This is a genomic window from Naasia aerilata (assembly GCF_030296595.1).
In the GTDB taxonomy this organism is placed as follows: domain Bacteria; phylum Actinomycetota; class Actinomycetes; order Actinomycetales; family Microbacteriaceae; genus Naasia; species Naasia aerilata.
In genome coordinates, this window is the sequence record NZ_AP027731.1 from 1,212,925 (window position 1) to 1,236,173 (window position 23,249).

Below are 23,249 nucleotides of genomic sequence, written 5' to 3' on the forward strand. Positions count from 1 at the left end.
CCAGCCCGAGGCGAGGGCCGCAACCCGGAAACGCGAAACAATGCCGCAACACGGCCCTCGCTAGGCTCGGCACATGGGCGACCTGTTCGACGGCTACGCGGCCCCGATGGCAGGCGGCAGAGCGGCGCCGAAGCGCCCGGCCTGGGACGAGATGTTCGCCGTCCCGCCCTCGGAGGGCCCCGAGCCGCAGGCCCGCGCGGCGTATCGCGACATCTACTCGTCCCTGGCCCGCATGACGCAGGAGGAGCTCCGGGGTCGCACCGATGCTCTCGCCTCCAGCTACCTCGCACAGGGCGTCACCTTCGACTTCGCGGGCGAGGAGCGGCCCTTCCCGCTCGACGCCGTTCCGCGCGTCGTCGATCAGGGGTGGGCCCACATCGAGGCCGGCGTCAAGCAGCGGGTCCTGGCGCTCGAGGCCTTCCTCGCCGACGTGTACGGCCCGCAGCGGGCGGTGCGGGACGGCGTGCTCCCGGCCTCCCTGATCACGTCGTCGTCCAACTACTTCCGCCAGGCGGCGGGCGTCGAGCCCGCCAACGGGGTGCGCATCCAGGTCTCCGGCATCGACCTCATCCGCGACGAGGCCGGCGAATGGCGGGTGCTCGAGGACAACGTCCGCGTGCCCAGCGGCGTCAGCTACGTGATCTCCAACCGCCGCGTGATGGCGCAGACCCTTCCCGAGCTGTTCGTCTCCATGCGGGTCCGTCCGGTCGGCGACTACCCGAACCGGCTGCTGCAGGCGCTCCGGGCCAGCGCGCCCGCGGGCGTCGACGAGCCGAACGTGGTCGTCCTCACCCCGGGCGTCTACAACTCCGCCTACTTCGAGCACACCCTCCTGGCTCGCCTGATGGGCGTCGAGCTCGTCGAGGGGCGCGACCTCTTCTGCTCCGGCGGCCGGGTATGGATGCGCACGACCGCCGGCCCCACGCGCGTCGACGTCATCTACCGGCGCGTGGACGACGAGTTCCTCGACCCGCTGCAGTTCCGGGCCGACTCGATGCTGGGGTCACCGGGGCTCATGCTCGCCGCGCGGCTCGGCAACGTCACGATCGCGAACGCGGTGGGCAACGGCGTGGCCGACGACAAGCTCATCTACACCTACCTGCCCGACCTCATCCGGTACTACCTGGCGGAGGACGCCATCCTGCCCAACGTGCAGACGTGGCGGCTCGAGGAGGAGGGCGCGCTCGAGGAGGTGCTCGATCGGCTGGACGAGCTCGTCGTGAAGCCGGTGGACAGCTCGGGCGGCAAGGGCCTCGTCGTGGGTCCCGCGGCGTCCCGTCCGGAGCTCGACGAGCTGCGCACCCGCCTGATGCGCGACCCGCGTGGGTGGATCGCCCAGCCGGTCGTCCAGCTCTCCACCATCCCGACCCTCGTCGCCGATGGCGTCCGTCCCCGGCACGCCGACCTGCGGCCCTTCGCCGTCAACGACGGACGCGACGTCTGGGTGCTTCCGGGCGGGCTCACGCGGGTCGCGCTGCCCGAGGGGCAGCTGGTGGTCAACTCGAGCCAGGGCGGCGGCTCGAAGGACACCTGGGTGGTGGGGAGCGGCCAGTTCACGGTCGACCGCAGCATCCCGAACCTCGTCGCGGGCCAGGCGGCCACCTCGTCGATCCCCATCATCCGTGAGCACGTGCCCGACCACTCCCCCGAGGACCGCCCCCGCGGCTCGAGCGAGCAGCAGCAACAGCAGCAGCAGCAACAGCAGCGCGTTCCGGCCGAGACTGCACGTTCCACCGCACCACCTGAGCCGGAACGCACTCACGGGGAGGGCGCATGCTGAGCCGCATCGCCGAGAGCCTGTTCTGGATCGGCCGGTACATCGAGCGCAGCGACGGGACGGCGCGCATCCTCGACGTGCACCTCCAGCTGCTCCTCGAGGACCCGTGGATCGAGGAGGACACCGCCTGCCGGGCGCTCCTGTCGGTCATGGGCAGCTCAGCGCCGGACGACCGCGAGCTCAGCCGCGAGGACGTGCTCGCGCTGCTCGCCGTGGACCGGACGCATCCCGCCTCGATCGCGTATTCGCTCGGCGCCGCTCGCGAGAACGCCCGCCGGGCGCGCGAGATCGTCTCGACCGAGCTGTGGGAGTGCCTCAACACCACGCGGGCGCGGATGCCGCGGCGCGTGTCGAGCGAGAAGGTGCACGAGTTCTTCGCCTGGATCCGGGAGCGCGCGGCGCTCGCCGTCGGCGTCATCGAGTCGTCGACGAGCCGGGACGAGTCCTGGCTGTTCTTCACCCTCGGTCGCAGCATCGAGCGCGCCGACATGACGGCCCGCCTCCTCGCGACGCGCTCGCTGACCGAGGTGAGCGGACCGAGCTGGACCACGATCCTCCGCTCCTGCGGCGCCTACGAGGCCTACCTCCGGACCTACCGGGGCGTCCCCTCGGCCCGCAACGCCGCCGAGTTCCTGCTGCTCGACCGGCTCTTCCCGCGCTCCGTCCTGTTCTCGGTGAGCCGGGCCGAGGAGTGCCTGCGGGAGTTGGAGCCGAGGAGCGAGCGCGTCGGGGTGTCCGACCAGGCGCAGCGCCTGCTCGGACAGATCCGCAGCCAGCTCGAGTACACCCCGATCGCCGAGGTGCTCGACGATCTGCCCCGTCAGATGGACGCGGTGCAGGACGTCACGTCGGCGGCGTCCGAGGCGATCCGCTCCCGGTACTTCCCGACGAGCGCGGCGCCGTCCTGGATCGGGGAGGACTGATGAAGCGCCTGCGCATCCGCCACGAGACCGGCTTCTCCTATGAGGGGGAGGTGAGCGCGTCCTACAACGAGGCCCGCATGCTGCCGGCGAGCGCGGAGGGCCAGTTCGTGCTCTCCTCGCACCTCGACATCCGCCCCATCTCCTCCCAGCACGGCTACGTGGACTACTGGGGCACGCGGGTCAGCTCGTTCGAGATCCTCAGCCCGCATCGGGAGCTCTCCCTCGCCGCGACGAGCCTCGTGGAGGTGCGGGACCGCGAGCACGGCCTCCGCCAGGTGACCTGGGAGGACCTCCCGAGCGCCGCCGCCCGCGAGGTGCAGTACGTGGAGCAGGTCGGCCAGACGCCGCTGACCGACCCGGCCGACGAGGTGGTCGCGCTCGCGAACCGCATCGCATCGTCCGGGCTCGACCCCTGTGCAGCCGGGCTCGAGATCTGCCGCACGATCGGCGCGAGCGTCGAGTACGTGCAGGGCGTGACGGGCGTGGGCTCTACCGCCAAGGACGCCTGGGAGGAGCGGAAGGGCGTCTGCCAGGACATCACGCACATCGCCATCGGCGCGCTCCGGTCCGTCGGCCTGCCCGCGCGCTACGTCTCCGGCTACCTGCACCCGAAGGCGGATGCCGCGATCGGCGAGACCGTGACGGGCGAGTCGCACGCGTGGGTCGAGTGGTTCTGCGGCGACTGGCACGGCTTCGACCCCACGAACCAGATCCCGATCGGCGACCGGCACGTGCTCGTCGGGCGCGGCCGCGACTACCGGGATGTGCCGCCCATCCGCGGCGTCTACGCCGGCCCCTTCCGCTCGCAGCTCTTCGTCAAGGTCGAGATCACGCGCGAGGCCTGAGCGATCCTCCGCCGCGAGCGAACAGCGGTCCGCCGCGCGGGACGCGGGTGCAGGGTGGCTGACATGGACGACGAAGAGATCCTCGACGCCTACTCCCGAGCCGTCATGGGTGTCGCCGAGCGGGTGCTGCCCAGCGTGGCGAGCGTCACCGTGCGGACGTCCCGCGGCGGCGGCTCGGGCAGCGCGAGCGTCATCGCGGCGGACGGGATCCTGCTCACGAGCGCGCACGTGGTCGCGGGCGCGAGCGTGGTGGACGCCGCCTTCGGCGACGGCACCGAGGTCACGGCCGACGTGGTGGGCAGGGATGCGCTCTCCGACCTGGCGGTGCTCCGGGCGCGGGGTCCGGTCCCCGCGCCCGTCGAGCTCGGCGACGCCGCGCGGCTCCGCGTCGGCCAGCTCGTGGTCGCCCTCGGCAACCCGCTCGGGCTCGCGGGCAGCGTGACGGCGGGCATCGTGTCGGCGCTCGGCCGCTCCTTGCCGACGTCGTCCGGCCGCGTCATCGACGAGGTCATCCAGACGGATGCCGCGCTGAACCCCGGCAACAGCGGCGGGGTCCTGGCCGACAGCGCCGGTCGAGCGGTGGGCGTCAACACCGCGGTCGCCGGCGTCGGGCTCGGGCTCGCCGTCCCCATCAACGCGACGACCCGCAGCATCATCCGCTCGCTGGTCGCGCATGGCCGGGTGCGCAGGGCGTGGCTCGGAATCGCGGGGCTCGAGGCACCGCTGCCGGAGCCCCTGCGCGAGCGGGTCGGTTCCCGCCGGGGGCTGCGCGTCGCGGGCGTCGCGGATCCCTCTCCGGCCGAGACGGCGGGCCTTCGCATCGGCGACATCATCGTCGAGCTCGACGGCCGCACGGTGGTCAGCACCACCACGGTGCAGCGCCTGATGGTGGAGGACGCCATCGACCGCGAGATCGAGATGACCGTGTGGCGCAACGGCGCCCTGGTCGACGTCTTCGTCACTCCGCGGGAGCTCGCCTCCCGCTGACTCGCGTTCCTGTCAGTTCCCGCACAGGAGCGGCAGAAGATGCGACTTCGCTGGGCTGGCGACGTGGTCTGTCTGGAGAAGTATCGGGCGTCGCAACGTGTCGACTCTCGTTAGCTCACCCGAGACCGCGGGGCACGGCCGCGTCCTCGCCACGCTGTGCCATCCTGTCAGCGTACGTCAGTGGTCGAACATACGTTCGACCACAAGAACAAGGATCGGGGCCAAGCATCTTCGATGCAGCGGGAGGGCCCGCGTACGCTATGGATATGGAGGACGCAGCGGTGACACGGGAATCGCTCGCGCTAATCGCCCTTCTGAGGCGCAGCAAGCGCTGGTCAGAGCTCAAGCTCCGCCTGGAAGAGCACCAGCCCTCTGACCTGCTCGCGGGCGAGCTGGGTGGTGGCCTGTTCACCGAAGATGTGGTCAATCAGGCTATTGAGGAGGCCCGGCACGAGGTGGCGACATGGGCCGCCCGCGGCATCGCGGTCGCGACACCTTACGGGGGTCACTATCCGGCGCAGCTCAAGCCTGTTCATGACTATCCCCTCATGCTGTTCTCAAGAGGAGTTTATGACGACCGGGATGAGCGCTCCGTTGCCGTCGTCGGCACTCGTAAACCGTCGGACGGAGCCCTGCAGTTCATCCGAGAGGTAGTCCCAGCCCTTGTGGAGAAGGGACACGTAGTGGTCTCCGGTTTGGCTAGGGGAGTGGACACGGCCGCCATGCAGGCTTCCCTCGATGCAGGAGGCCGCACCGTAGGCATCATCGGGACCGGAATCCTTCACTCTTACCCTGCAGAGAACAGAAGCCTCCAGGAGCGGATCGCCTCGGATCATTTGCTTCTCTCGCAGTTCTGGCCAGATGCTCCACCGACGAAGTCCAGCTTCCCAATGAGGAACCACGTGATGAGTGCGTTTAGCAGCATGACCCTCATCGTGGAAGCCTCTGAGCACAGCGGTACTCGGATTCAGGCTCGAGCGGCCACTCAGCATGCACGCCCGCTTATCATCACTCGCGCCGTATACCTCCAGACCGTGTGGGGCCGAGAGCTCGTGGAAAGGGGGCTTGACGTAACGGTGGTATCGAGCGCGCGAGAGGCAGTGGCAGCGGTTGAAAGCATCGCTCGACGGGCGACCGTGGCCGAGCAGCGGCGTCTGGTCACTAGCGGGGCATGAACAGTCCTGACCCCCTCGCGCCGCTGAGGCCCTCTACTGGAATCCGGAGCGCGCTGAGCTGGTCACGTGCGACGTGTGCACCGCACCCGTCGACGGGTTTCGGCGCTGCTTCAAATGCAACGAGCATGCGAAATCAGGCCATCAGCTGGCTGACGTCGTCGCACCGATCACGTGGGCCGTCGCTGGCCGCCAAGGAATGACAGACCTCTATGCCTACAAGGATCCCGCAGTGACCGCGGAGCAGCGCGAGAAGGTACGAGGCCGGCTGTACACCATGCTGCTCGAGTCACTTATGCGCCATCACGAGTGCTTACGGCAGGGACACGGTCTTCCATTCAGCGCCCTGGCGACTGTGCCCTCGACTAGTGGGCGTGTAGGCCCTCACCCTCTCGAGTTCATGCTGGGAATGTTCGATCCGGCAATCCGTCGCGCCCGCGTGAGCTATATAGGACCAACTGGTCTAGACGCCGTCGCGCGGCGCATCTTTGACCCGTCGCGCTTCCGGGCGAACCGCAACCAGGTAGGAGGACGACACGTTCTCCTTCTTGAAGACACCTGGGTGTCAGGAGGTCGCACTCAGTCCGTGGCTGCGGCACTCAAGGCGGCCGGAGCAGCCCGCGTCAGCGTGGTTACGCTCGGCCGAGAACTAAAGCCCTCCTATGGTCCGACGCGGGAATACCTTCGTACGCATGAGCAGCGCCCCTTCGACCCCGCGATCTGCCCCGTTACAGGCCAGCGACACCAGTAGAAAGTCGTGATGAGCGCTACGGCTGCTGACCGCAGAGATATCGCCGGTCTGTAGGACTCCTCTACTCGCTGACCTCAAGGGGGCGAGCGGGTCCCTCCCGCGGTTCTGGACGTGCGGCGCGAAGCGCGGGTGAACCCGCCATCCCGCGGGTGTGGTGTGGCCCGCGAGAGCGACGTTCCTCCCGCGGAACGGCGCGGTCCCCGGGGATGGGAGAATGCGGCCGTGCCCCAGTACACGGACGACTACGGCGTCGTCATCACCTACCACGAGTGGCTCGTCGACTCCCCGCGCGCGATCATCCAGCTCCTGCACGGCGTCGGCGAGCACGCGGGTCGCTACGCGGTGCTCGCGGGAGAGCTCAACGCGGCCGGCTACTCCGTCGTCGCCGACGACCACCGCGGCCACGGCCAGACCGGGATGCAGCAGTGGAACGGCGACCGGTCGAAGCTCGGCCGCCTCGGACCCGGCGGGCATCGGGCGACCGTCGAGGCGATCCGGCTGCTGAGCACCCGCATCCGGGCCGAGCATCCGGGCGTCCCGCTCGTGCTGCTCGGCCACAGCTGGGGCTCGATCCTCGCCCAGATCATCCTCAACGCCCACCCGGACGACTACGACGCCGTGGTGCTGACGGGCACCGCCTACCGCTGGCCCGGGTCGATGAACGGCGGCGACCTGAACAAGCGGCACAAGCACCTCGGCACGACGGGGGCGGAATGGCTGAGCCGCGACACCGCGATCTCGTCGGGCTTCTACCAGGATCCGCTCAACTTCTCCGCCGACATCGTGAAGCTGTTCGGCGTCCTCGACGGGCTCCGGCTCTTCGGCCGGCCGGCTCGCAGCCTGCCGAGCGACCTGCCCCTGCTGATCCTGGTCGGCAGCGACGACTCGCTCGGCGGCGCCCGGAGCGCGGAGCGCCTCGCGAAGGCGTACGTGCGCCGGTCCGGCATGCGGGACGTGGAGGCCATCGTGTACGACGAGGCGCGCCACGAGGTGTTCAATGAGACGAACCGGCTCGAGGTCGTCGCCGATCTCCTCGCCTGGCTCGATGCCCGGGTGGGTCAGCCGCGTTCCGCCCACTGACGGGCACGAGTCGAGAGGACGGGTCCGCATGCACGGCGAGTACAAGGTTCCTGGCGGGAAGCTGGTCGTGGTCGACCTCGATGAGGTGGACGGGACGATCGCCAACTTCTCGCTGGCGGGCGACTTCTTCCTGGAGCCGGACTCGGCGCTCGAGGCGATCGACTCCGCGGTGAACGGCCTGCCGGTGGATGCGGACTCGACCCGGATCGCGGCCGCCATCCGTGCCGCGCTGCCCGCCGACGCCGTGCTGCTCGGCTTCTCGCCGGAGGCGGTCGCGACCGCGATCCGCCGTTCCATCGGCAATGCGAAGAGCTGGCGCGACTACGACTGGCAGCTGGTGCACGCGAAGGCGGTTCCGCCTGCCCTGCATCTCGCGCTCGACGAGGTGCTCACGGAAGAGGTGGGCGCCGGTCGCCGGCAGCCCACCCTGCGGTTCTGGGAGTGGGACCGGTCCGCGGTCGTGATCGGCAGCTTCCAGTCGCTGCGCAACGAGGTCGACCTCGAGAACGCCGCGAAGTACGGCATCGAGGTCGTCCGCCGGATCAGCGGCGGTGGCGCGATGTTCATGGAGGCCGGCTCCATCGTCACCTACTCCCTCTACGCCCCGGGCGACCTCGTGCGCGGGATGTCGTTCGCCGAGTCGTACGCCTACCTCGACGAGTGGGTCATCACCGCGCTGCAGTCCCTCGGCATCGACGCGTTCTATCAGCCGCTCAACGACATCACCTCGCCGAAGGGCAAGATCGGCGGCGCCGCTCAGAAGCGGCTCGGCGGGGGCGGTGCTGCACCACGTCACCATGAGCTACGACATGGACGGGGCCAAGATGGTCCAGGTCCTCCGCATCGGCCGGGAGAAGCTCTCCGACAAGGGCACCACGAGCGCCGCGAAGCGGGTGGATCCGCTGCGGAGCCAGACCGGACTGAGCCGGACCGACATCATCGACCGGATGAAGGGGACGTTCACGTCCCTCTACGGGGCGACGCCGGGAGATATCACCCCGGAGGAATATGCCCGCGCCGAGGAGCTGGTGCGGACCAAGTTCTCCACACCGGAGTGGCTGGCCCGCGTCCCCTGACGCCGCCGCGCCGGTCAGCGCGTGAGCAGGTCCTGGTACTCCGGGTGCAGGTCGATCCAGTCGTCCACGAACGGGCAGATCGGGACGACCCTTGAGTCGGTCGTCGTCCTGATGTCGTCGAGCACCCGGCGCACCATGAACCCGCCGAGGCCCTGCCCGCGGAGCGACGGGTCGATCTCGGTGTGCGTGATCTGGATGGCGCCGCCCACCGTGCGGTAATCGGCGAGCCCCAGCACCTCTCCCTCGCGCTCCAGCACGTACCGCGACCGCTCCGGCTCATGGCGAACGGAATCCGTCATCGGCTCGCCTCCTCGGCGTCGTCCCGCCGCCGCGACGACGCGCGGACCAGCAGGTGGGTGGGCATGATGGTGACCCGCTCGACGGGCCGCCCCTCGAGCAGGTCGACGAGGACGCGCGCCATGGTGGCGCCGAGCTCGATGGCCGGCTGCGCGATGGTCGTGAGGGGCGGCTCGCTGGTCTCGCTGAAGTAGTCCGCGTCGAAGCCGACGACCGCGAGGTCCCGCGGCACGGCGATGCCCTCCTCGCGGAGGACGCTCAGCGCGCCGACGGCCATCTGGTCGTTCGCGACGAAGAGGCCGTCGAACGCCTCACCTCGGGCGAGGAGCCGGCGCATCGCCTCGGCGCCCTGCCGCGGGGAGAAGTCGCCCAGCTCCACGAGCGAGTCGTCGAGCCCGGCCTCCCGGACGGTGCGCCGCCAGCCCTCGAGTCGATCGAAGCCGGGCGGCATGTCCTGCGGGCCCCCGATGGTCGCGACCCTGCGGCAGCCGATGTCAAGGAGATGGCGGGTGGCGACCGCGGCGCCGGCGACGTTGTCGGAGTCGACGAAGTAGCTGTCCCGCTCGTCGGCGTTCATGGGACGGCCGCCGAAGACCGTGGGCAGCGCCTGGCTGAGCCGGGCGTAGGAGTGGTCGCCGCTGTGGTGGGACACGACGAGCGCTCCGTCGACGTTGCCGCCCATCAGGTAGCGCCGCGTCTTCTCCGGGTTGGTCTCGGACGCGATCACCATGTTGAGCGTGTACTCGGTGGCCGCGAGGTGCAGCGCGATGCCCTGCACGACCGATGCGAAGAACGGGTCCGCGAAGACCCTGGCGGTCGACTCCGGCACGACGAGGGCGATGACCTGCGTCTTGCGGCTGGCCAGGGAGCGCGCCGCCCGGTTGGGCACGTAGCCGAGAGTCTCGATCGCCTCGAGCACGACGGCGGCCGCCTCGTCGGTCACGTGCGGCGACTTGTTCACCACGCGGCTGACGGTGGACCGGGAGACGCCGGCGAGGGCGGCGACCTGTTCGAGTGTGGGCGCGCCGGGGATCACCTCCTGGGTCATCCGGCCCTCCCTTCGTCGATGTGCAGTCTAGGTCTCGGCAGGAACGCGGCCGATGATCCGGGCGTATTCCAGGGCGCTGTCCTTCGGGGTCCGGAGCTGGGTCTGATAGTCGACCCGGACGATGCCGAACCGCTTCCCGTATCCCCACGCCCACTCGAAGTTGTCGAGCAGAGACCAGACGAAGTACCCGCGGACGTCGGCGCCCTCCTCGAGCGCGTCGGCGACCGCCCCGAGGTGGGCCAGGAGGTAGGCGGTGCGATCGGAGTCGTGGACGCCGCCGTCGGCCGCCACCTCGTCGTCGTAGGCGGCGCCGTTCTCGGTGACGTAGAGCGGGGGCAGGGTCGGGTACTCCCGTCCGAGACGCACCAGGAGCCGCCGCAGCCCGTCCGGATGCACCTCCCAGCCCATGGCGGTCACCGGGAGGTCCCGCCTCGGGAAGGTCAGGTGCTCCGATCCCACGAACGGCGACCCGGTGGGCCGAGGTGCGGGACGCAGCCCCGGAGGGGTGCCGGGGGGCAGAGGATGGCCGCTGACGTTGTCGTCGTGGTAGTGGTTCACGCCGAGGAAGTCGATCGGGGCGGCGATCGTCTCCAGGTCGCCCCGCTCGATCAGCGCCTCGAAGTCGTGCTCGCGCACGTCCTGCAGGAAGTCCTCCGGGTACGCCCCGAGCAGCAGCGGCTCGAGGAAGGCGCGGTTCCAGATCGCGTCGAGCCGCCGTGCCGCCTCCCGGTCGACCGGATCGGCGGGGTCGTTCGGGACGGCGTTGGTGAGGTTGAGCGTGATGCCGATGCGCTCAGCACCGCGCTCGCGCAGCAGTCCGGTCGCCAGGCCGTGCGCGAGGTGCTGGTGGTGCAGCGCGGCGAGGGCCGCGCGAGGCTCCCGGCGACCCGGGGCATGCTCGCCCGCCGCGTAGCCGATGAGAGAGGAGCAGAGCGGCTCGTTGAAGGTGGTCCAGTGAGTCACCCGGTCGCCGAGGGCGTCGTGGACCGCAGCGGCGTAGTCGCGGAAGCGGTACGCGGTGTCCCGGGCGGCCCACCCGCCCCGCTCCTCGACCGCCTGGGGGAGGTCCCAGTGGTAGAGCGTGAGCCAGGGGAGGATGCCGGCCTCGAGCAGCTCGTCCACGAGCCGCGAGTAGAAGTCGAGCCCTGCCGGGTTCACCGCGCGGTCACCGGGCTTGACCCGCGCCCAGCTGGTGGAGAAGCGATAGGAGGAGAGGCCGAGCCGCTCCATGAGCCGGACGTCCTCGGGCATGCGGTGGTAGTGGTCCACGGCGACCTCCGGAGTGTCGCCGTTCGCGACGGCGCCCGGGACCCGGGCGTAGAAGTCCCAGATGGAGTCCTCCTTGCCGTCCTCGTGGGCGGCGCCCTCGATCTGTGCCGCGGCGGTGGCCGAGCCCCAGAGGAAGCCGTTCGGCCACGCGTACTCGCGGGGGTCGGTGCCCGCCATCAGCCCTTCACCGCGCCCTGCATGATGCCCGAGATGAGCTGGCGGCCCGCGACCACGAACAGGAGGAGGAGGGGGACCGTCGCGAGGACGGCGCCCGAGAGCACCACCGCGTAGTCGACGTACTTGGCGGACTGCAGCTGGCTGAGCGCCACCTGCAGCGTGGGGTTCTGGGGCACCACGAGGAGGGGCCAGAGGTAGTCGGTCCAGGCGGTCATGAACGTGAAGAGACCGAGCACCGCCATGGCGGGGCGGGCCGCCGGCAGGCCCACGTGCCAGAACGTGCCGATCATGGAGGCGCCGTCCACCCGGGCGGCCTCGATGAGCTCGTCGGGAATCGTGTCGACGAGGTACTGGCGAGTGAAGAACACCCCGAACGCGGTGACGAGCGTCGGCACGATGACGGCCCCGAGCGTCCCGGTCCAGCCGAACTGCTTCATCACCATGAAGAGGGGGATGATCCCGAGCTGCGTGGGCACGGCGAGGGTCGCGATCACGAAGATCATGAGTCCCTCGCGGCCGCGGAAGCGGAGCTTCGCGAAGGCGTAGCCGGCCAGCGTGGAGAACAGCACCACGGACGCCGTGATGACCACGGACACGATGACGCTGTTGCCGAGCGCCAGCCAGAACGGGACGGTCGTGACGACCTCGGTCACGTTCTGCCAGAAGACGCCTCCGGGCAGGAGCGGCGGCCACGTGCTGGTGAGCGCGGTGTTGCCGCGGCTCCCGACGACGAACGACCACCAGAGCGGATAGGCGCCGCCGATCAGGAAGGCGAGCAGCAGACCGTAGGTGAGGAAGCCGGGTCGGCGCTCGACGCCCTGTCCGCCGCGGCGCCGGGAGGGTCCGGCGGGCGCGGCGGGGCGGTCCAGGGTGGATGCGGTCATCAGAGGCCCCTCTGCTGGATCTCGGCGTAGGTGGGTGCGGAGGTGAGCGCGTCACGGCCCTCGGGGGCTCGGCGGCCCCGGCGGCGCTCGCGCGGCGAGCTGCCGGACGCGATCCGCTGCGAGAGCAGGAAGTTCACGAGCCCGATGATCACGATGAGCAGGAAGAGGAGCCACGCGACGGCCGCGGCCTTCCCGAAGCTCTGCCGCTGGAAGGCCAGGTCCCAGAGGTACAGGACGGTCGTCTGGTACTCGCGGTGCGGTCCCCCTGGCGTCGCGGTGGTGGCGTTGAAGAGCTTCGGCTCCGCGAAGATCTGCAGGGAGCCGATCGTCATCGTGATGACCACGAAGATGAGGGTCGGGCGGATGCTCGGGATGGTGATCGAGAAGAACCGGCGGACGGCGCCGGCGCCGTCGATGGCGGCGGACTCGTGGATGTCCTTCGGCACGGCCTGCATGGCGGCGAGCAGGATGAGGGCGTTGTAGCCGGTCCATCGCCAGTCGACCATCGCGGCGATGGCGAAGTGCGAGGGCCAGAGCTCGGTCTTCCACATCACGGGATCGAGTCCGAGCCCGACGAGGAGATTGTTCACGAGGCCGTACTTCTCGCCGAACATGTTGCTGAAGATGAGGGCGACCGCCACCGGGGTCACGACATAGGGGAGCAGGACGCTCATCCGCCAGAACGTCTTCGCCCGCAGGTTCTGGTCGAGCACCGCGGCGATGACCAGCCCGAGGACGAGCTGCGGGACGGCGGAGATGACGAAGATGCTCATCGTGTTGAAGAGCGAGTTCCAGAAGAGGGGATCCGCGAGCTCGGCCGTGAAGTTGCCGAGGCCGACCCACTCGCCGGGGCCGGTCAGCAGGTTCCAGTCGTTGAGCGACACGACGAGCGTGTAGCCGAGGGGGAACAGCCCGACGAGCGCGAAGAGGAGAAAGAAGGGGGAGACGTAGAGGTAGGGCGAGAGCAGCACGTCCCACCGGTTGAGCCGCTGCCGGAAGGTGAGGCGCTGCGGTGCGGGGGCGGTGGGCCGTGGCGCGGGAGGCGCTTGGCGGCTGCGGCTGAGGGTTGACGTCATCGTCCTGGTTCCTTCCGGGGCGGTCCCCCGGAGATCGAGCCTCCGGGGGACCGCATGTTGAGGACTGGCTACTTGTTGACCACGAGCTGGTCGAGCAGGTCCATGGCGTCCTTCCACGCCTGGGTGCCGTCCGCCTTGCCGGAGTCCAGCTCCTGGATGGAGGGTCCGAACACCTGGGACTGGATGATCGAGTCGTCCGGCCCCTTGAACTGAGCTGCGACACCCTCCGCCCGCTTCGCGAGGATCTCGCCGATCGGAGCGTTGTTGAAGAACTTCGTGAGGTCGCTCTCACCGGTCACGCCGGGGTCGGCCTGCGCCTCGGTCGTGCTCGGGAACACGCCGGCCGCCTGGAAGGCCTTCGCCTGCTGCGCAGGGTCCGTCATCCACTGGGCGAGCTCGGCCGCCTCCTTGGGGTGCTTGGACTGAGTCGGGACGGTCAGGAACGAGCCGCCCCAGTTGGCCGGGCCGCCGGGGAAGACGTCCGCGAAGTCCCAGCCGGTGGTCGCGTCGCCGCCGCCGGCCGTGACCTGGCCCTTGACCACGCCGAGCATCCAGCCCGGGCACATGAAGGTGGCGAAGGAGCCGTCGGTGAAGGCCTTGCCGCCGCCCCAGTCCCATGCGGTCTGGTTGTCGGAGAGGCCGGTGGCCGCGCCGTCCGCGAGCTGGGCCCACAGCGCCTTGAGGTTGGCGTTGTCCTCGACGTTCAGGTCGCCGTCCTTCGTGTAGTAGCCCTCGGGCTGCTGGTTCACCATCGCGTTCCAGACGAATCCGCTGTGGTCGTAGAACGCCTTGCCGGTCGCCTCGTGGTACTGCTTGCCCACCGCGAAGAACTGGTCCCAGGTCGCGTCGGCGCCACCGAAGAGGGCCGCGACGGACTCGCGGTCGCTCGGCAGGCCCGCCTGCTCGAAGAGCTTGCCGTTGTAGCAGAGGCCCTCGGGTCCGATGTCGGTGCCGTAGCCGATGATCCGGCCGTCGGGGTCGGTGGCCTGCTGGAGCTTCCACGGCACCCAGCGGTCCTTGATCTCGTCGGCGCCGTAGTCGCTGAGGTCGTTGAACTGGTCGGAGACCTGCATGACGAGGCCGAGCCAGCCCTCCTCGACGGCCTGAACGTCCGGGAGTCCGCTGCCGGCGGCGACCTTGGTCTGCCAGTCGGTGCGGGCGTTGTCACCCGTGTCGATGTTGGTGGCCTTGATGGTGATGCCCGGGTGCGCGTCCTCGTACTCCTGGTAGAGGTCGTCGAAGCCCATGGTGCCGAACGTGGTGACGGTGAGGGTGATGTCCCCTCCGCTGTCCCCGCTTCCGTTGCTCCCGCCGCCGGACGAGCATCCGGTGGCGAGGAGGGCGAATGCCGCTGCGCCGGCGACCGCCGTTGCGACTCTGGTACGTCGTGAGAGGTTCACGATTTCACTCCCTTGTGTGCGTGGGTTCCCGTCTGTGGGAGCGCTCTCATTACCTTGCGTGGGAGCGCTCCCAAGGAATTGCGTCAGCGTAGGTGTGCGCGCCGAGAGGTGTCAAGAGTTTTCGCGAGGCGTGTCGGTCGGGGCCTGAGGGGCGCCGCGACGACCCGCCGAGAACACCCCGCATCGGGAGCGGCAGTGGACGTAGTCTTCTCCGGTGCGCCGCCGCCTCCCCTCCGCCCTTGCCCTCGGCGCGCTCCTCACGGTGCTCGCCGGGTGCTCAGCGCAGCCGGTGCTCGCTCCGACTCCGGCGCCGACCTCGGCGGCGGACGCCCAGCCGATCGCGCCCACGACGCCGCCCGCGCCTGCACCGGTGCCGACCCCGACCTTCGACCGGACCGCGCGTTCGATCGACGACCCGGCCAGCGTCTGGGTGGTCGTGGACAAGGTGCGACCCGTGAATCCCGTCGACTTCGTGCCGCCCGACCTCGTGGATGTGCCGGTGGCTCACACGTGGGATCCACTGCTCCGGCAGGAGGCCGCCGGCGCCGTCGTGGCCCTGTTCCAGGCGGCCAGCGACGAGGCCGGGCTGGCCCTCGCGTCCAACAGCGCGTACCGCTCGTACTCCAGCCAGGTCTCGGTCTACAACGACGATGTGGCGGCCAACGGCCAGGAGTTCGCCGACACGGACACGGCCCGACCGGGGTACAGCGAGCACCAGACCGGACTCGCCATCGACATCGGAGCGGAGTCCGGATACTGCTCGCTCGACGTCTGCTTCGCGGGCACCGCGGAAGGGCAGTGGCTGGCGGCCAACGCCTGGCGATTCGGCTTCCTGCTGCGGTATCCGGCCGACAAGGTCGCGATAACGGGCTACGAATTCGAGCCGTGGCACTTCCGCTACATCGGTCCCGAGCTCGCGGCGGAGCTGCACAACACCGGCATCACGACGCTCGAGGAGTTCTTCGGGCTCCCGCCCGCGCCCGGCTACCTCTGATCGGCCCCGGGGCGATCCCAAGGTTCGTCCCAGATCGGCGGGGTACGTTCGGTCCTCGTGTCTCTCCCGCTCCGGCCCGTCCTGATCGCCGCTCTCCTGGTCTCGGCGCTCGCCGGCTGCGCCGGAACGGCGGATGCTCCCGGGCATCGGGCGGCCCCGGGCTCCACGGCCACCGGGAGCACTCCGTCGGGGGAGGCATCCCGGTCCAAGTCCGGTCCTGTGCTGCCGGCGGGGCTCTCGAGCGCGGTGAATCGCCAGCTGACCTATGCGCTCACGTACTGGAAGACCTACAACACGGCGGAGTTCGAGACCCTCGGTGAGGACGACTGCGTGAACTTCACCAGCCAGACCCTGCTGCAGCGGGGCTGGACGCAGGACGACGAGTGGTACTACGACGCATCGTCCGTGTACGACTCGGGTGCCGCCTGGCGCAGCTCGACCGCGCTCCGCGACTACCTCGAGGAGCATCCCGAACGGGCGACCGCCCTGGACGACACCCAGCGCGACCAGGTGGTGCCCGGCGACATCGTTCAGTTCGACTGGGACGGCAGCGGGGACCGCGACCACACGGGCGTCGTGACCCGCGTGGAGAAGACGGGCGCCGGCATCAAGATCGCCTTCGCCGGCCACACCGAGGACTCGGACTTCCGCGACGTCGACGAGGCGATCACGGTCGACCACCCCGGCGGCACCGCGTACTACTGGCACCTCGCCGACTGACCGACTTGCCGAAAAGTCCCGCTATCCGCCCCGAATAGCGGGACTTTTCGGCAAGTGGAGCCCGGCTCAGCCGAGCGCGGCGTCGACGATGCGGCGGGCCTCCTCCTGGACCTCGCGCAGGTGCTCCTCGCCCTTGAAGGACTCGGCGTAGATCTTGTAGACGTCCTCCGTGCCGCTCGGCCGGGCCGCGAACCATGCGTTCTCGGACACGACCTTGAGCCCGCCGATCGCTGCGCCGTTGCCGGGCGCCGCGCTGAGCTTGGCGGTGATCGGCTCGCCGGCGAGCTCTTCGGCGGCGATCGCATCCCCGTCCAGCTTGCCGAGCCGGGCCTTCTGGTCCTTCGTCGCCGCCGCGTCGACGCGCTCGTAGGCCGGGGCGCCGAACTGCTCGGTCAGAGCGGCGTAGTGCTCGCTGGGCGACTTCCCGGTCTTCGCGAGGATCTCGCTGGCCAGGAGCGCGAGGATGATGCCGTCCTTGTCGGTCGTCCACACCGTGCCGTCGAAGCGCAGGAAGCTAGCCCCCGCGGACTCCTCGCCGCCGAAGGCGACGGAGCCGTCCACGAGGCCCGGCACGAACCACTTGAAGCCGACCGGCACCTCCCAGAGCCGGCGGCCGAGCGACTCGGCGACGCGGTCGATCATCGTGGAGGACACGAGCGTCTTGCCGATCGCGGCGTCGCTGCGCCACCCCGGCCGGTTGGCGTACAGGTACTGGATCGCGACCGCGAGGTAGTGGTTGGGGTTCATCAGCCCCGCGTCGGGCGTGACGATGCCGTGCCGGTCCGCATCCGCGTCGTTGCCGGTGAGGATGTCGTAGTCGGCCCGCCGGGCGACCACCGACGCCATGGCGGACGCCGACGAGGGGTCCATCCGGATCTTCTCGTCCCAGTCGAGCGTCATGAACTTCCAGGTGGGGTCGATGCGCTCGTTGACGACCTCGAGGTTCAGCCCGTACCGGTCGCGGATCGCCTGCCAGTAGGCGAGGCTGGCCCCGCCCAGCGGGTCGGCGCCGATCCGGATCTTCGAGTCGCGGATCGCGTCCATGTCGATGATATTCGCCAGGTCGTCCACGTACGCGCCGAGGAAGTCGTACGCCTCCACCGCGCTCGGCTCGGCACGCTTCACGTCCCGCAGCCCGCCCTCGATGATCTCGTTGGCGCGTCGCGCGATCCACGAGGTGGCGTCGCTGTCGGCGGGACCGCCGTGCGGCGGGTTGTACTTGAAGCCGCCGTCCCTGGGCGGGTTGTGGCTCGGGGTCACGACGATGCCGTCCGCCTGGTCCTCGTGGCCGGCGCGGTTGTAGGTGAGGATCGCGTGCGAGACGGCGGGCGTCGGCGTGTAGCCGTCGTAGGCGTCGGTGAGCACCCGCACGTCGTTCGCGACCAGCACCTCGAGCGCGGTGGTCTCGGCCGGGCGGCTGAGCCCGTGCGTGTCCCGGCCGATGAAGAGCGGACCGGTCACGCCCTGGGCGGTGCGGTACTCGACGATCGCCTGGGTCGTCGCGGCGATGTGGTCCTCGTTGAACGCGGTGTCGAACGAGCTGCCCCGGTGGCCCGAGGTGCCGAACACCACCCGCTGCTCGGGCACCGAGACGTCGGGGTGCAGTTCGTAGTACGCCCGCACCAGGGCTTCCACGTCGATGAGGTCGGATTCCTGGGCAGGCGTGCCCGCGCGAAGCGTCATGCCCCCATCCTGGCCCGAGCCTGCCGCTAGTCTCTAGCCATGCCCGGGCCCCTTGACGCCGCCTCGAGCTACAGCTTCCTGGGTCCCGCGGGCACGTTCACGGAGGCCGCCCTCCAGCAGGTGCCCGAGGCCAGCGGCCGCCCGTGGCGCAGCGTCAACAACGTGGGGGAGGCCCTCGACGACGTGGTGTCGGGCCGCAGCACGGCCGCCATGATCGCGATCGAGAACTCCGTCGAGGGCGGGGTCACCGCCGCCCAGGACGCGCTGGCGAGCATCCCGAACCTCCGCATCATCGGCGAGTACCTCGTGCCGGTGAGCTTCGTGCTGGTCGCGCGGCCCGGTGTCGCGCTCGAGGACGTGCGCACGATCGCCGCTCATCCCGTCGCCTACGCCCAGTGCCGGCGCTGGCTGGAAGCGCGCCTGCCCGACCACGCCCACCTCCCCGCCACCTCGAACGTGCAGGCCGCCACGCAGCTGCTCGAGGAGGGGCCCGTCCTGGCCGACGCCGCCATCGCGCCGCCCACGATCGTCGACCACCACCCGCTCGCGGTGCTCGCCGACCGGATCGGCGACAACCCCAACGCCGTGACGCGCTTCGTGCTCGTCAGCCGCACCACGCACATCCCGGAGCGGACGGGCGCGGACAAGACGAGCCTCATCGCCGAGCTGCCGGAGGACCGCTCCGGTGCGCTGCTCGAGCTGCTCGAGCAGTTCTCGACGCGCGGCATCAACCTGACCCTGCTGCAGTCCCGGCCGATCGGCGATGCGCTCGGCCGCTATCGCTTCGTCGTCGACCTCGACGGGCACCTGCACGACGAGCGGGTCGCCGACGCCCTGCTCGGCCTCCGGCGCTTCAGTCCCCAGGTCGTCTTCCTCGGGTCGTACCCGCGCGCGGACAAGGTCCCGACCGAGTACGTGTCCCGCTACGACGACGAGATCTTCATCGAGGCGCGCGACTGGCTCCGCGGCATCCTCTCGGGGGAGCCGGAGTAGCCGACCCGCAGGCTCAGCCCGCTGTGCCCTCGGCCACGGGAGTGCCGATCGGAGTCTCGGGCTCCGTGGCGTCCTCGGGGCTGATCGACGTCACCTCGGGCGGCAGCTCCGCCTGCTCGGCGGGGGTCGCACCCAGCTCGGTCCGCTCCGCCGCGGGCAGCCGCTCGGCCTCCGCCTGCGGGATCTTGACCGTCAGCGCGAGCGGGTCGACGAACGCCTTGATCGCCGAGGCCTCGCCGAAGGTGTCGCCGTCCAGCTCGAAGATGGTGGGCTCGTCGGGGCGGAGGATGATCTCCTTGCCCTTGAGGTAGCTCAGGGCCCGGACCTCGCGGCTGAGGCCGTTGAGGAGCTTCCGGCCGACCGTGCTGCGGCGCAGGACGCCGTTCTCCCACACGATCTTGACCCAGATCTGCACCCAGCCGAAGAGGCCCTGCGGTCGGAGGGCGACGATGTCGAACAGGCCGTCGTCCACGGCCGCCTCGGGCAGCAGCAGGATGTTGGCGGGCAGCGACCCGCAGTTGCCGATCATGAGCGTGTGCACGCGGAGGTTGCGCGGCGGCGCTCCGTCGAGCTGGAAGCGGAGCCGGACGTTGTTGTCGCCCCGCAGCGACTTCCGGATGGCGTCGACGTAGGCCAGCCAGCCGACGCGCTTCTTGAGGTCGGAGTCGGTGTTCTCGATCATCTGCGCGTCGAGCCCGATGCCGGCCATGACGAGGAAGACGAGGCGGTCGCGCGACTGGTCGGGGCGGCGCACCTCGACGATGCCCAGGTCGATCTCCCGGTCGGTCCCCTCGAACGCCGTGGCGACCGAGTCCTCCAGGTTGCCGAGCGTGAGGTTGAGGTTGCGGGCCAGGAGGTTGCCGGTTCCGGAGGGCAGCAGCGCCAGGGGGACTCCGGAGTCGCGCAGGCCCTGGGCGACGGCTCGCACCGTGCCGTCGCCGCCCGCGGCGAGCACCACGTCGGCGCCGTCCTCGAGGGCCTGGCGCGTCATCCCCTCGCCGGGGTCGTCCTCGGAGGTCTCGTACCAGCGGGAGGCGCTCCAGCCGGCGGCCTCCGCCGCGGCGTCCACCGTGCTGCGGAGGGTGTCGAGGTCGACCTTGATGGGGTTGTAGACGACCGCGGCCATGCGGGTCTCGGGCGCTGCCATGTCGTCAGGCTAGCGGTCGCCGGGCGTCGCTCCGGCCGGTTGACAGGCGGGAGCCGCCGATCCTGTGAACAGTAGGCTGGTCGCCGTGATCGATCCCCAGCTTCTGCGCGATGATCCCGACACCATCCGGCGGTCGCAGGAGGCCAGGCGGGCGTCCGTCTCCGTGGTGGATCAGGCCATCGAGGCGGAGTCGGCCCGGCGTGCCGCCATCAGCGAGTTCGAGCGGCTGCGAGCCGAGCAGAACGCGCTCGGCAAGCAGGTCGCCGGCGCCGCCAAGGAGGAGAAGGCCGCCCTCGTCGCGCGCGCCCAGGAGCTCGCGGGCGGCGTGAAGTCGGCGCAGGCGGCGGCGGGCGACGCCGAGCGCCACTTCACCGACCTGACGCGGACCATCGCGAACGTGGTCCTGCCGGGCGTGCCCGCAGGCGGCGAGGAGGACTTCGTCGTCCTCCGCGAGGTCGGCGAGAAGCCCTCCTTCGACTTCGAGCCGCGCGACCACCTCGCGCTCGCCGAGGGGTTCGACGCCATCGACATGGGCCGCGGCGCCAAGGTGTCCGGCGCCCGCTTCTACTTCCTCAAGGGCCTCGGCGCGCGCCTCGAGCTCGCCATCATGTCGCTCGGGCTGGATCGTGCGCTCGACGCCGGCTTCACGCCGGTGATCCCGCCGACGCTCGTCAAGCCGGAGATCATGGAGGGCACCGGCTTCCTCGGCGAGCACGCCGACGAGATCTACTACCTGCCCTCGGACGAGCTCTACCTCGTCGGCACCAGCGAGGTGCCGCTCGCCGGCCTGCACTCCGACGAGATCCTCGACGTCTCCCAGGGGCCGCTCCGCTATGCGGGCTGGTCGACGTGCTACCGCCGCGAGGCGGGGTCCTATGGAAAGGACACCCGGGGCATCATCCGCGTGCACCAGTTCAACAAGCTGGAGATGTTCGTCTACACGACTCCCGAGGAGGCGGAGGCCGAGCACGAGCGCCTCGTCGGCTGGCAGGAGAGCATGCTCCAGGCGCTCGGGCTCAGCTATCGGGTGATCGACGTGGCCGCCGGGGACCTCGGCAGCAGCGCGGCGCGGAAGTTCGACGTGGAGGCGTGGGTGCCGACGCAGAACGCGTTCCGCGAGCTCACCTCGACCTCGAACTGCACCACCTACCAGGCCCGCCGGCTCGGCATCCGGATGCGCGGCGAGGGCGGCACCCGCCCGGTCGCGACGCTCAACGGCACGCTGGCCACGACCCGCTGGATCGTCGCGCTGCTCGAGACGCACCAGCAGGCCGACGGCTCGGTGCTCGTTCCGGAGGCCCTGCGGCCGTATCTGCGCGGCCTGGAGGTCCTCGAGCCGGTGCGCCGATGATCGGCAGGCGGGCCGGCTGGCCCGCGGACCGCATGCTCGTCGCCCTCGACATCGACGGCACGGTCCTGCACGAGAGCGGCGTCGTGAGCGACGGCGTCGCGGAGGAGGTCGCGCGCCTCGTCCGCGAGGGCCACGAGGTGATGCTCGCGACGGGACGCTCGGTGGCGAGCACCCTGCCGGTCCTCGACCAGCTCGGGATCGCGCCCGAGTACTGCGTGTGCTCCAACGGGGCGATCACCGTCCGGCGCGATGCCTCGGCCCCGATGGGCTACCGCCGGGAGTACGTGGAGACGTTCGACCCGACCAGCGTGCTGACCACCGTGCGGGCGCACCTGCTCGACGCGCGCTACGCGGTGGAGGACGAGACGGGGTTCTACCGCTACACGGGGAGTTCCCGACGGGCGCGCTCGGGCTCTCGTCGGAGCACGTGACCTTCGAGAACCTCCTGCACACCCGCGCCACGCGGGTCGTCGTCATCTCGCCGGACCACGCGGTCGAGGAGTTCCTCGGCGTGGTCGAGCGGATGGGCCTGCACCGGGTCAGCTACACCGTGGGCTGGACGGCGTGGCTCGACATCGCTCCGGATGGCGTCAACAAGGCGACCGCCCTGGAGCGGGTCCGCCGCACCCTCGGCGCGCCCCGCAAGAACGTGATCGCGGTGGGCGACGGCCGCAACGACATCGAGATGCTGCGCTGGGCGGCCGAGACCGGACGCGGCGTCGCGATGGGCCAGGCGCCGCACGAGGTCATCGCCGTCGCCTCGGAGGTCACGGGGCCGGTGTCCGAGGACGGCCTGCAGACGGTCCTCGCATCCATCCGCTGACCCGGATCCGCTGACCGGGCGTCCTGCCGCTCGGTAGACTCGCCCCGTCCGGCCGGGAGGCCGGGCGAGGAGGGCTGTCCGAGCGGCCGATGGAGCCAGTCTTGAAAACTGGTGGGCAGAGATGTCTCGTGGGTTCGAATCCCACGCCCTCCGCTGGCGCGTGAAGCGGTGTTTCTGCCGAACAGTCGGTGTGCTGATGACTGTGACACGCCGTCGAAATCGGCGTTTGCCACATCTTGCCCACACTCGTGCGCCAGTTCGACGTCGAGACGGTCGGCGGCCTGGTCGATATCGTCGTCGAACAGGTCTGCCTAGATGGTCGGAGCAAGACCCGTGCGCGGCCTCAAACCCGCCCGGCCCAAACCTCACCATCCGGAGTCAGTGGAAAGCGGCGCCGATCCTGACGGGCTTCGTCGGCGGCTGCTCGCCGTGGCTGCAGTACCCGGACCCAACGATGTTCTTCTTCTACTCCATCGCGTTCGGGCCGTACATGCTGCTCGCGCTCGCCGCGGCGATCGGGCTGATGGTGGTGAAGCAGCCCGCGGCGGACTCCCCCGACGAACTGATCGCGCTCGACGCCTCCTACGGCCTCCGCATCCGACGGGTCGTCGGCGCCGTGTTCGTCGTCGCCGCGGTGGTGTTCAGCATCTTCTTCTTCCCGATCAGGGGCCCGCCGGCGCCGTACTGGGTCTGGCACATCCACATGTGGTCCCCGACCTGGATCCGACCAGGTAGCACCTGTGGACGGCAGCGCTGAAGCCAGCCCTTCCCGTAGC

21 protein-coding genes, 1 tRNA gene and 1 pseudogene are annotated in these 23,249 nt (G+C 70.2%); 15 read left to right on the plus strand and 8 right to left on the minus strand.

Going from position 1 to position 23,249, the window contains the following annotated elements; translation table 11 throughout:
* The first annotated feature begins 73 nt into the window (after positions 1 to 73).
* The 7 genes and pseudogenes from QUE51_RS06565 to lplAB all read left to right on the plus strand — a co-directional run bounded on the left by QUE51_RS06565 (position 74) and on the right by lplAB (position 8,611).
* Positions 74 to 1,780 (plus strand): circularly permuted type 2 ATP-grasp protein, encoded by a 1,707-nt coding sequence (locus QUE51_RS06565; RefSeq protein WP_286278763.1) that lies wholly within the window; start codon positions 74 to 76, stop codon positions 1,778 to 1,780.
* Positions 1,774 to 2,700, plus strand: a complete 927-nt coding sequence (locus QUE51_RS06570) for an alpha-E domain-containing protein (protein WP_286278764.1) — start codon at positions 1,774 to 1,776, stop codon at positions 2,698 to 2,700. The genes QUE51_RS06565 and QUE51_RS06570 overlap by 7 nt, the downstream gene beginning before the upstream one ends.
* Positions 2,700 to 3,545 (plus strand): transglutaminase family protein, encoded by an 846-nt coding sequence (locus QUE51_RS06575; protein WP_286278765.1) that lies wholly within the window; start codon positions 2,700 to 2,702, stop codon positions 3,543 to 3,545. Before QUE51_RS06570 ends, QUE51_RS06575 begins: the two co-directional genes overlap by 1 nt.
* 63 nt (positions 3,546 to 3,608) lie before the next feature.
* The gene (locus tag QUE51_RS06580) at positions 3,609 to 4,532 is read left to right on the plus strand and encodes a S1C family serine protease (protein WP_286278766.1); all 924 of its coding nucleotides are present in this window, start codon (positions 3,609 to 3,611) and stop codon (positions 4,530 to 4,532) included.
* A 266-nt stretch (positions 4,533 to 4,798) separates the two neighbouring features.
* Positions 4,799 to 5,707 carry a DNA-processing protein DprA gene (locus tag QUE51_RS06585; protein ID WP_286278767.1) on the plus strand — a complete coding sequence of 303 codons (909 nt, stop codon included), beginning with the start codon at positions 4,799 to 4,801 and terminating at the stop codon, positions 5,705 to 5,707.
* Positions 5,708 to 6,677: 970 nt separating this feature from the next.
* On the plus strand, positions 6,678 to 7,535 hold the full coding sequence (locus tag QUE51_RS06590) for an alpha/beta fold hydrolase (RefSeq protein ID WP_286278768.1): 858 nt from the start codon (positions 6,678 to 6,680) through the stop codon (positions 7,533 to 7,535).
* 28 nt (positions 7,536 to 7,563) lie between these two features.
* Positions 7,564 to 8,611 (plus strand): annotated as a pseudogene (gene lplAB / locus QUE51_RS06595) (lipoate-protein ligase LplAB).
* Positions 8,612 to 8,625: 14 nt separating this feature from the next.
* Here lplAB and QUE51_RS06600 read toward each other — a convergent pair.
* The 6 genes from QUE51_RS06600 to QUE51_RS06625 all read right to left on the minus strand — a co-directional run bounded on the left by QUE51_RS06600 (position 8,626) and on the right by QUE51_RS06625 (position 14,762).
* Complete coding sequence (locus tag QUE51_RS06600) at positions 8,626 to 8,910, minus strand: GNAT family N-acetyltransferase (protein WP_286278769.1); 285 nt, start codon at positions 8,908 to 8,910, stop codon at positions 8,626 to 8,628.
* Positions 8,907 to 9,956 carry a LacI family DNA-binding transcriptional regulator gene (locus QUE51_RS06605; RefSeq protein WP_286278770.1) on the minus strand — a complete coding sequence of 350 codons (1,050 nt, stop codon included), beginning with the start codon at positions 9,954 to 9,956 and terminating at the stop codon, positions 8,907 to 8,909. The genes QUE51_RS06600 and QUE51_RS06605 overlap by 4 nt, the downstream gene beginning before the upstream one ends.
* Before the next feature lie 27 nt (positions 9,957 to 9,983).
* A complete protein-coding gene (locus QUE51_RS06610) occupies positions 9,984 to 11,402 on the minus strand; it encodes a glycoside hydrolase family 1 protein (RefSeq protein WP_286278771.1) in 1,419 nt (472 codons plus the stop codon).
* Positions 11,402 to 12,286 carry a carbohydrate ABC transporter permease gene (locus QUE51_RS06615; RefSeq protein WP_286278772.1) on the minus strand — a complete coding sequence of 295 codons (885 nt, stop codon included), beginning with the start codon at positions 12,284 to 12,286 and terminating at the stop codon, positions 11,402 to 11,404. The genes QUE51_RS06610 and QUE51_RS06615 overlap by 1 nt, the downstream gene beginning before the upstream one ends.
* On the minus strand, positions 12,286 to 13,362 hold the full coding sequence (locus tag QUE51_RS06620) for a carbohydrate ABC transporter permease (RefSeq protein ID WP_286278773.1): 1,077 nt from the start codon (positions 13,360 to 13,362) through the stop codon (positions 12,286 to 12,288). The genes QUE51_RS06615 and QUE51_RS06620 overlap by 1 nt, the downstream gene beginning before the upstream one ends.
* A 68-nt stretch (positions 13,363 to 13,430) precedes the next feature.
* A complete protein-coding gene (locus QUE51_RS06625) occupies positions 13,431 to 14,762 on the minus strand; it encodes an ABC transporter substrate-binding protein (RefSeq protein ID WP_286278774.1) in 1,332 nt (443 codons plus the stop codon).
* 214 nt (positions 14,763 to 14,976) lie between these two features.
* Between QUE51_RS06625 and QUE51_RS06630 the strand changes: the two genes are divergently transcribed.
* Together QUE51_RS06630 and QUE51_RS06635 are read left to right on the plus strand one after the other, a co-directional pair.
* Positions 14,977 to 15,756, plus strand: coding sequence for a M15 family metallopeptidase (locus QUE51_RS06630; RefSeq protein WP_286278775.1), 780 nt, complete (start codon positions 14,977 to 14,979; stop codon positions 15,754 to 15,756).
* Positions 15,757 to 15,813: 57 nt separating this feature from the next.
* Positions 15,814 to 16,476, plus strand: a complete 663-nt coding sequence (locus QUE51_RS06635; RefSeq protein ID WP_286278776.1) for an amidase domain-containing protein — start codon at positions 15,814 to 15,816, stop codon at positions 16,474 to 16,476.
* Positions 16,477 to 16,542: 66 nt separating this feature from the next.
* On the opposite strand, the gene pgm is transcribed toward QUE51_RS06635, so the two are convergent.
* Positions 16,543 to 18,159: a phosphoglucomutase (alpha-D-glucose-1,6-bisphosphate-dependent) gene (gene pgm / locus QUE51_RS06640; protein ID WP_286278777.1), complete on the minus strand. Its 1,617-nt coding sequence runs from the start codon at positions 18,157 to 18,159 to the stop codon at positions 16,543 to 16,545.
* Positions 18,160 to 18,198: 39 nt separating this feature from the next.
* On the opposite strand from pgm, the gene pheA reads away from it, so the two are divergent.
* Positions 18,199 to 19,152 (plus strand): prephenate dehydratase, encoded by a 954-nt coding sequence (pheA, locus tag QUE51_RS06645; RefSeq protein ID WP_286278778.1) that lies wholly within the window; start codon positions 18,199 to 18,201, stop codon positions 19,150 to 19,152.
* A gap of 13 nt (positions 19,153 to 19,165) precedes the next feature.
* On the opposite strand, the gene QUE51_RS06650 is transcribed toward pheA, so the two are convergent.
* Complete coding sequence (locus tag QUE51_RS06650) at positions 19,166 to 20,299, minus strand: diacylglycerol/lipid kinase family protein (RefSeq protein WP_350226727.1); 1,134 nt, start codon at positions 20,297 to 20,299, stop codon at positions 19,166 to 19,168.
* A gap of 85 nt (positions 20,300 to 20,384) precedes the next feature.
* Here QUE51_RS06650 and serS point away from each other — a divergent pair, with 85 nt between their 5' ends.
* From serS to QUE51_RS06670, 5 genes are all read left to right on the plus strand, one after another.
* On the plus strand, positions 20,385 to 21,650 hold the full coding sequence (serS, locus tag QUE51_RS06655) for a serine--tRNA ligase (RefSeq protein WP_286278779.1): 1,266 nt from the start codon (positions 20,385 to 20,387) through the stop codon (positions 21,648 to 21,650).
* Entirely contained in the window at positions 21,647 to 22,081 is a 435-nt protein-coding gene (locus tag QUE51_RS17870) for an HAD family hydrolase (RefSeq protein WP_350226728.1), read from the plus strand. The genes serS and QUE51_RS17870 overlap by 4 nt, the downstream gene beginning before the upstream one ends.
* Positions 22,078 to 22,473, plus strand: a complete 396-nt coding sequence (locus tag QUE51_RS17875) for an HAD family hydrolase (RefSeq protein ID WP_350226729.1) — start codon at positions 22,078 to 22,080, stop codon at positions 22,471 to 22,473. Before QUE51_RS17870 ends, QUE51_RS17875 begins: the two co-directional genes overlap by 4 nt.
* Before the next feature lie 68 nt (positions 22,474 to 22,541).
* Positions 22,542 to 22,626, plus strand: a tRNA-Ser gene (locus tag QUE51_RS06665).
* 301 nt (positions 22,627 to 22,927) lie between these two features.
* Positions 22,928 to 23,230 carry a hypothetical protein gene (locus QUE51_RS06670; protein WP_286278780.1) on the plus strand — a complete coding sequence of 101 codons (303 nt, stop codon included), beginning with the start codon at positions 22,928 to 22,930 and terminating at the stop codon, positions 23,228 to 23,230.
* Positions 23,231 to 23,249 lie beyond the last annotated feature (19 nt).

What these genes read in the sequence shown, in the direction of transcription:
- QUE51_RS06565 (WP_286278763.1), top strand. Translation starts at nt 74, where the DNA reads ATGGGCGACCTGTTCGACGGCTACGCGGCCCCGATGGCAGGCGGCAGA.
- QUE51_RS06570 (WP_286278764.1), top strand. Translation starts at nt 1,774, where the DNA reads ATGCTGAGCCGCATCGCCGAGAGCCTGTTCTGGATCGGCCGGTACATC.
- QUE51_RS06575 (WP_286278765.1), top strand. Translation starts at nt 2,700, where the DNA reads ATGAAGCGCCTGCGCATCCGCCACGAGACCGGCTTCTCCTATGAGGGG.
- QUE51_RS06580 (WP_286278766.1), top strand. Translation starts at nt 3,609, where the DNA reads ATGGACGACGAAGAGATCCTCGACGCCTACTCCCGAGCCGTCATGGGT.
- QUE51_RS06585 (WP_286278767.1), top strand. Translation starts at nt 4,799, where the DNA reads ATGGAGGACGCAGCGGTGACACGGGAATCGCTCGCGCTAATCGCCCTT.
- QUE51_RS06600 (WP_286278769.1), bottom strand. Translation starts at nt 8,910, where the DNA reads ATGACGGATTCCGTTCGCCATGAGCCGGAGCGGTCGCGGTACGTGCTG.
- QUE51_RS06605 (WP_286278770.1), bottom strand. Translation starts at nt 9,956, where the DNA reads ATGACCCAGGAGGTGATCCCCGGCGCGCCCACACTCGAACAGGTCGCC.
- QUE51_RS06610 (WP_286278771.1), bottom strand. Translation starts at nt 11,402, where the DNA reads ATGGCGGGCACCGACCCCCGCGAGTACGCGTGGCCGAACGGCTTCCTC.
- QUE51_RS06615 (WP_286278772.1), bottom strand. Translation starts at nt 12,286, where the DNA reads ATGACCGCATCCACCCTGGACCGCCCCGCCGCGCCCGCCGGACCCTCC.
- QUE51_RS06620 (WP_286278773.1), bottom strand. Translation starts at nt 13,362, where the DNA reads ATGACGTCAACCCTCAGCCGCAGCCGCCAAGCGCCTCCCGCGCCACGG.
- pgm (WP_286278777.1), bottom strand. Translation starts at nt 18,159, where the DNA reads ATGACGCTTCGCGCGGGCACGCCTGCCCAGGAATCCGACCTCATCGAC.
- pheA (WP_286278778.1), top strand. Translation starts at nt 18,199, where the DNA reads ATGCCCGGGCCCCTTGACGCCGCCTCGAGCTACAGCTTCCTGGGTCCC.
- QUE51_RS06650 (WP_350226727.1), bottom strand. Translation starts at nt 20,299, where the DNA reads ATGGCAGCGCCCGAGACCCGCATGGCCGCGGTCGTCTACAACCCCATC.
- QUE51_RS17870 (WP_350226728.1), top strand. Translation starts at nt 21,647, where the DNA reads ATGATCGGCAGGCGGGCCGGCTGGCCCGCGGACCGCATGCTCGTCGCC.
- QUE51_RS06670 (WP_286278780.1), top strand. Translation starts at nt 22,928, where the DNA reads ATGTTCTTCTTCTACTCCATCGCGTTCGGGCCGTACATGCTGCTCGCG.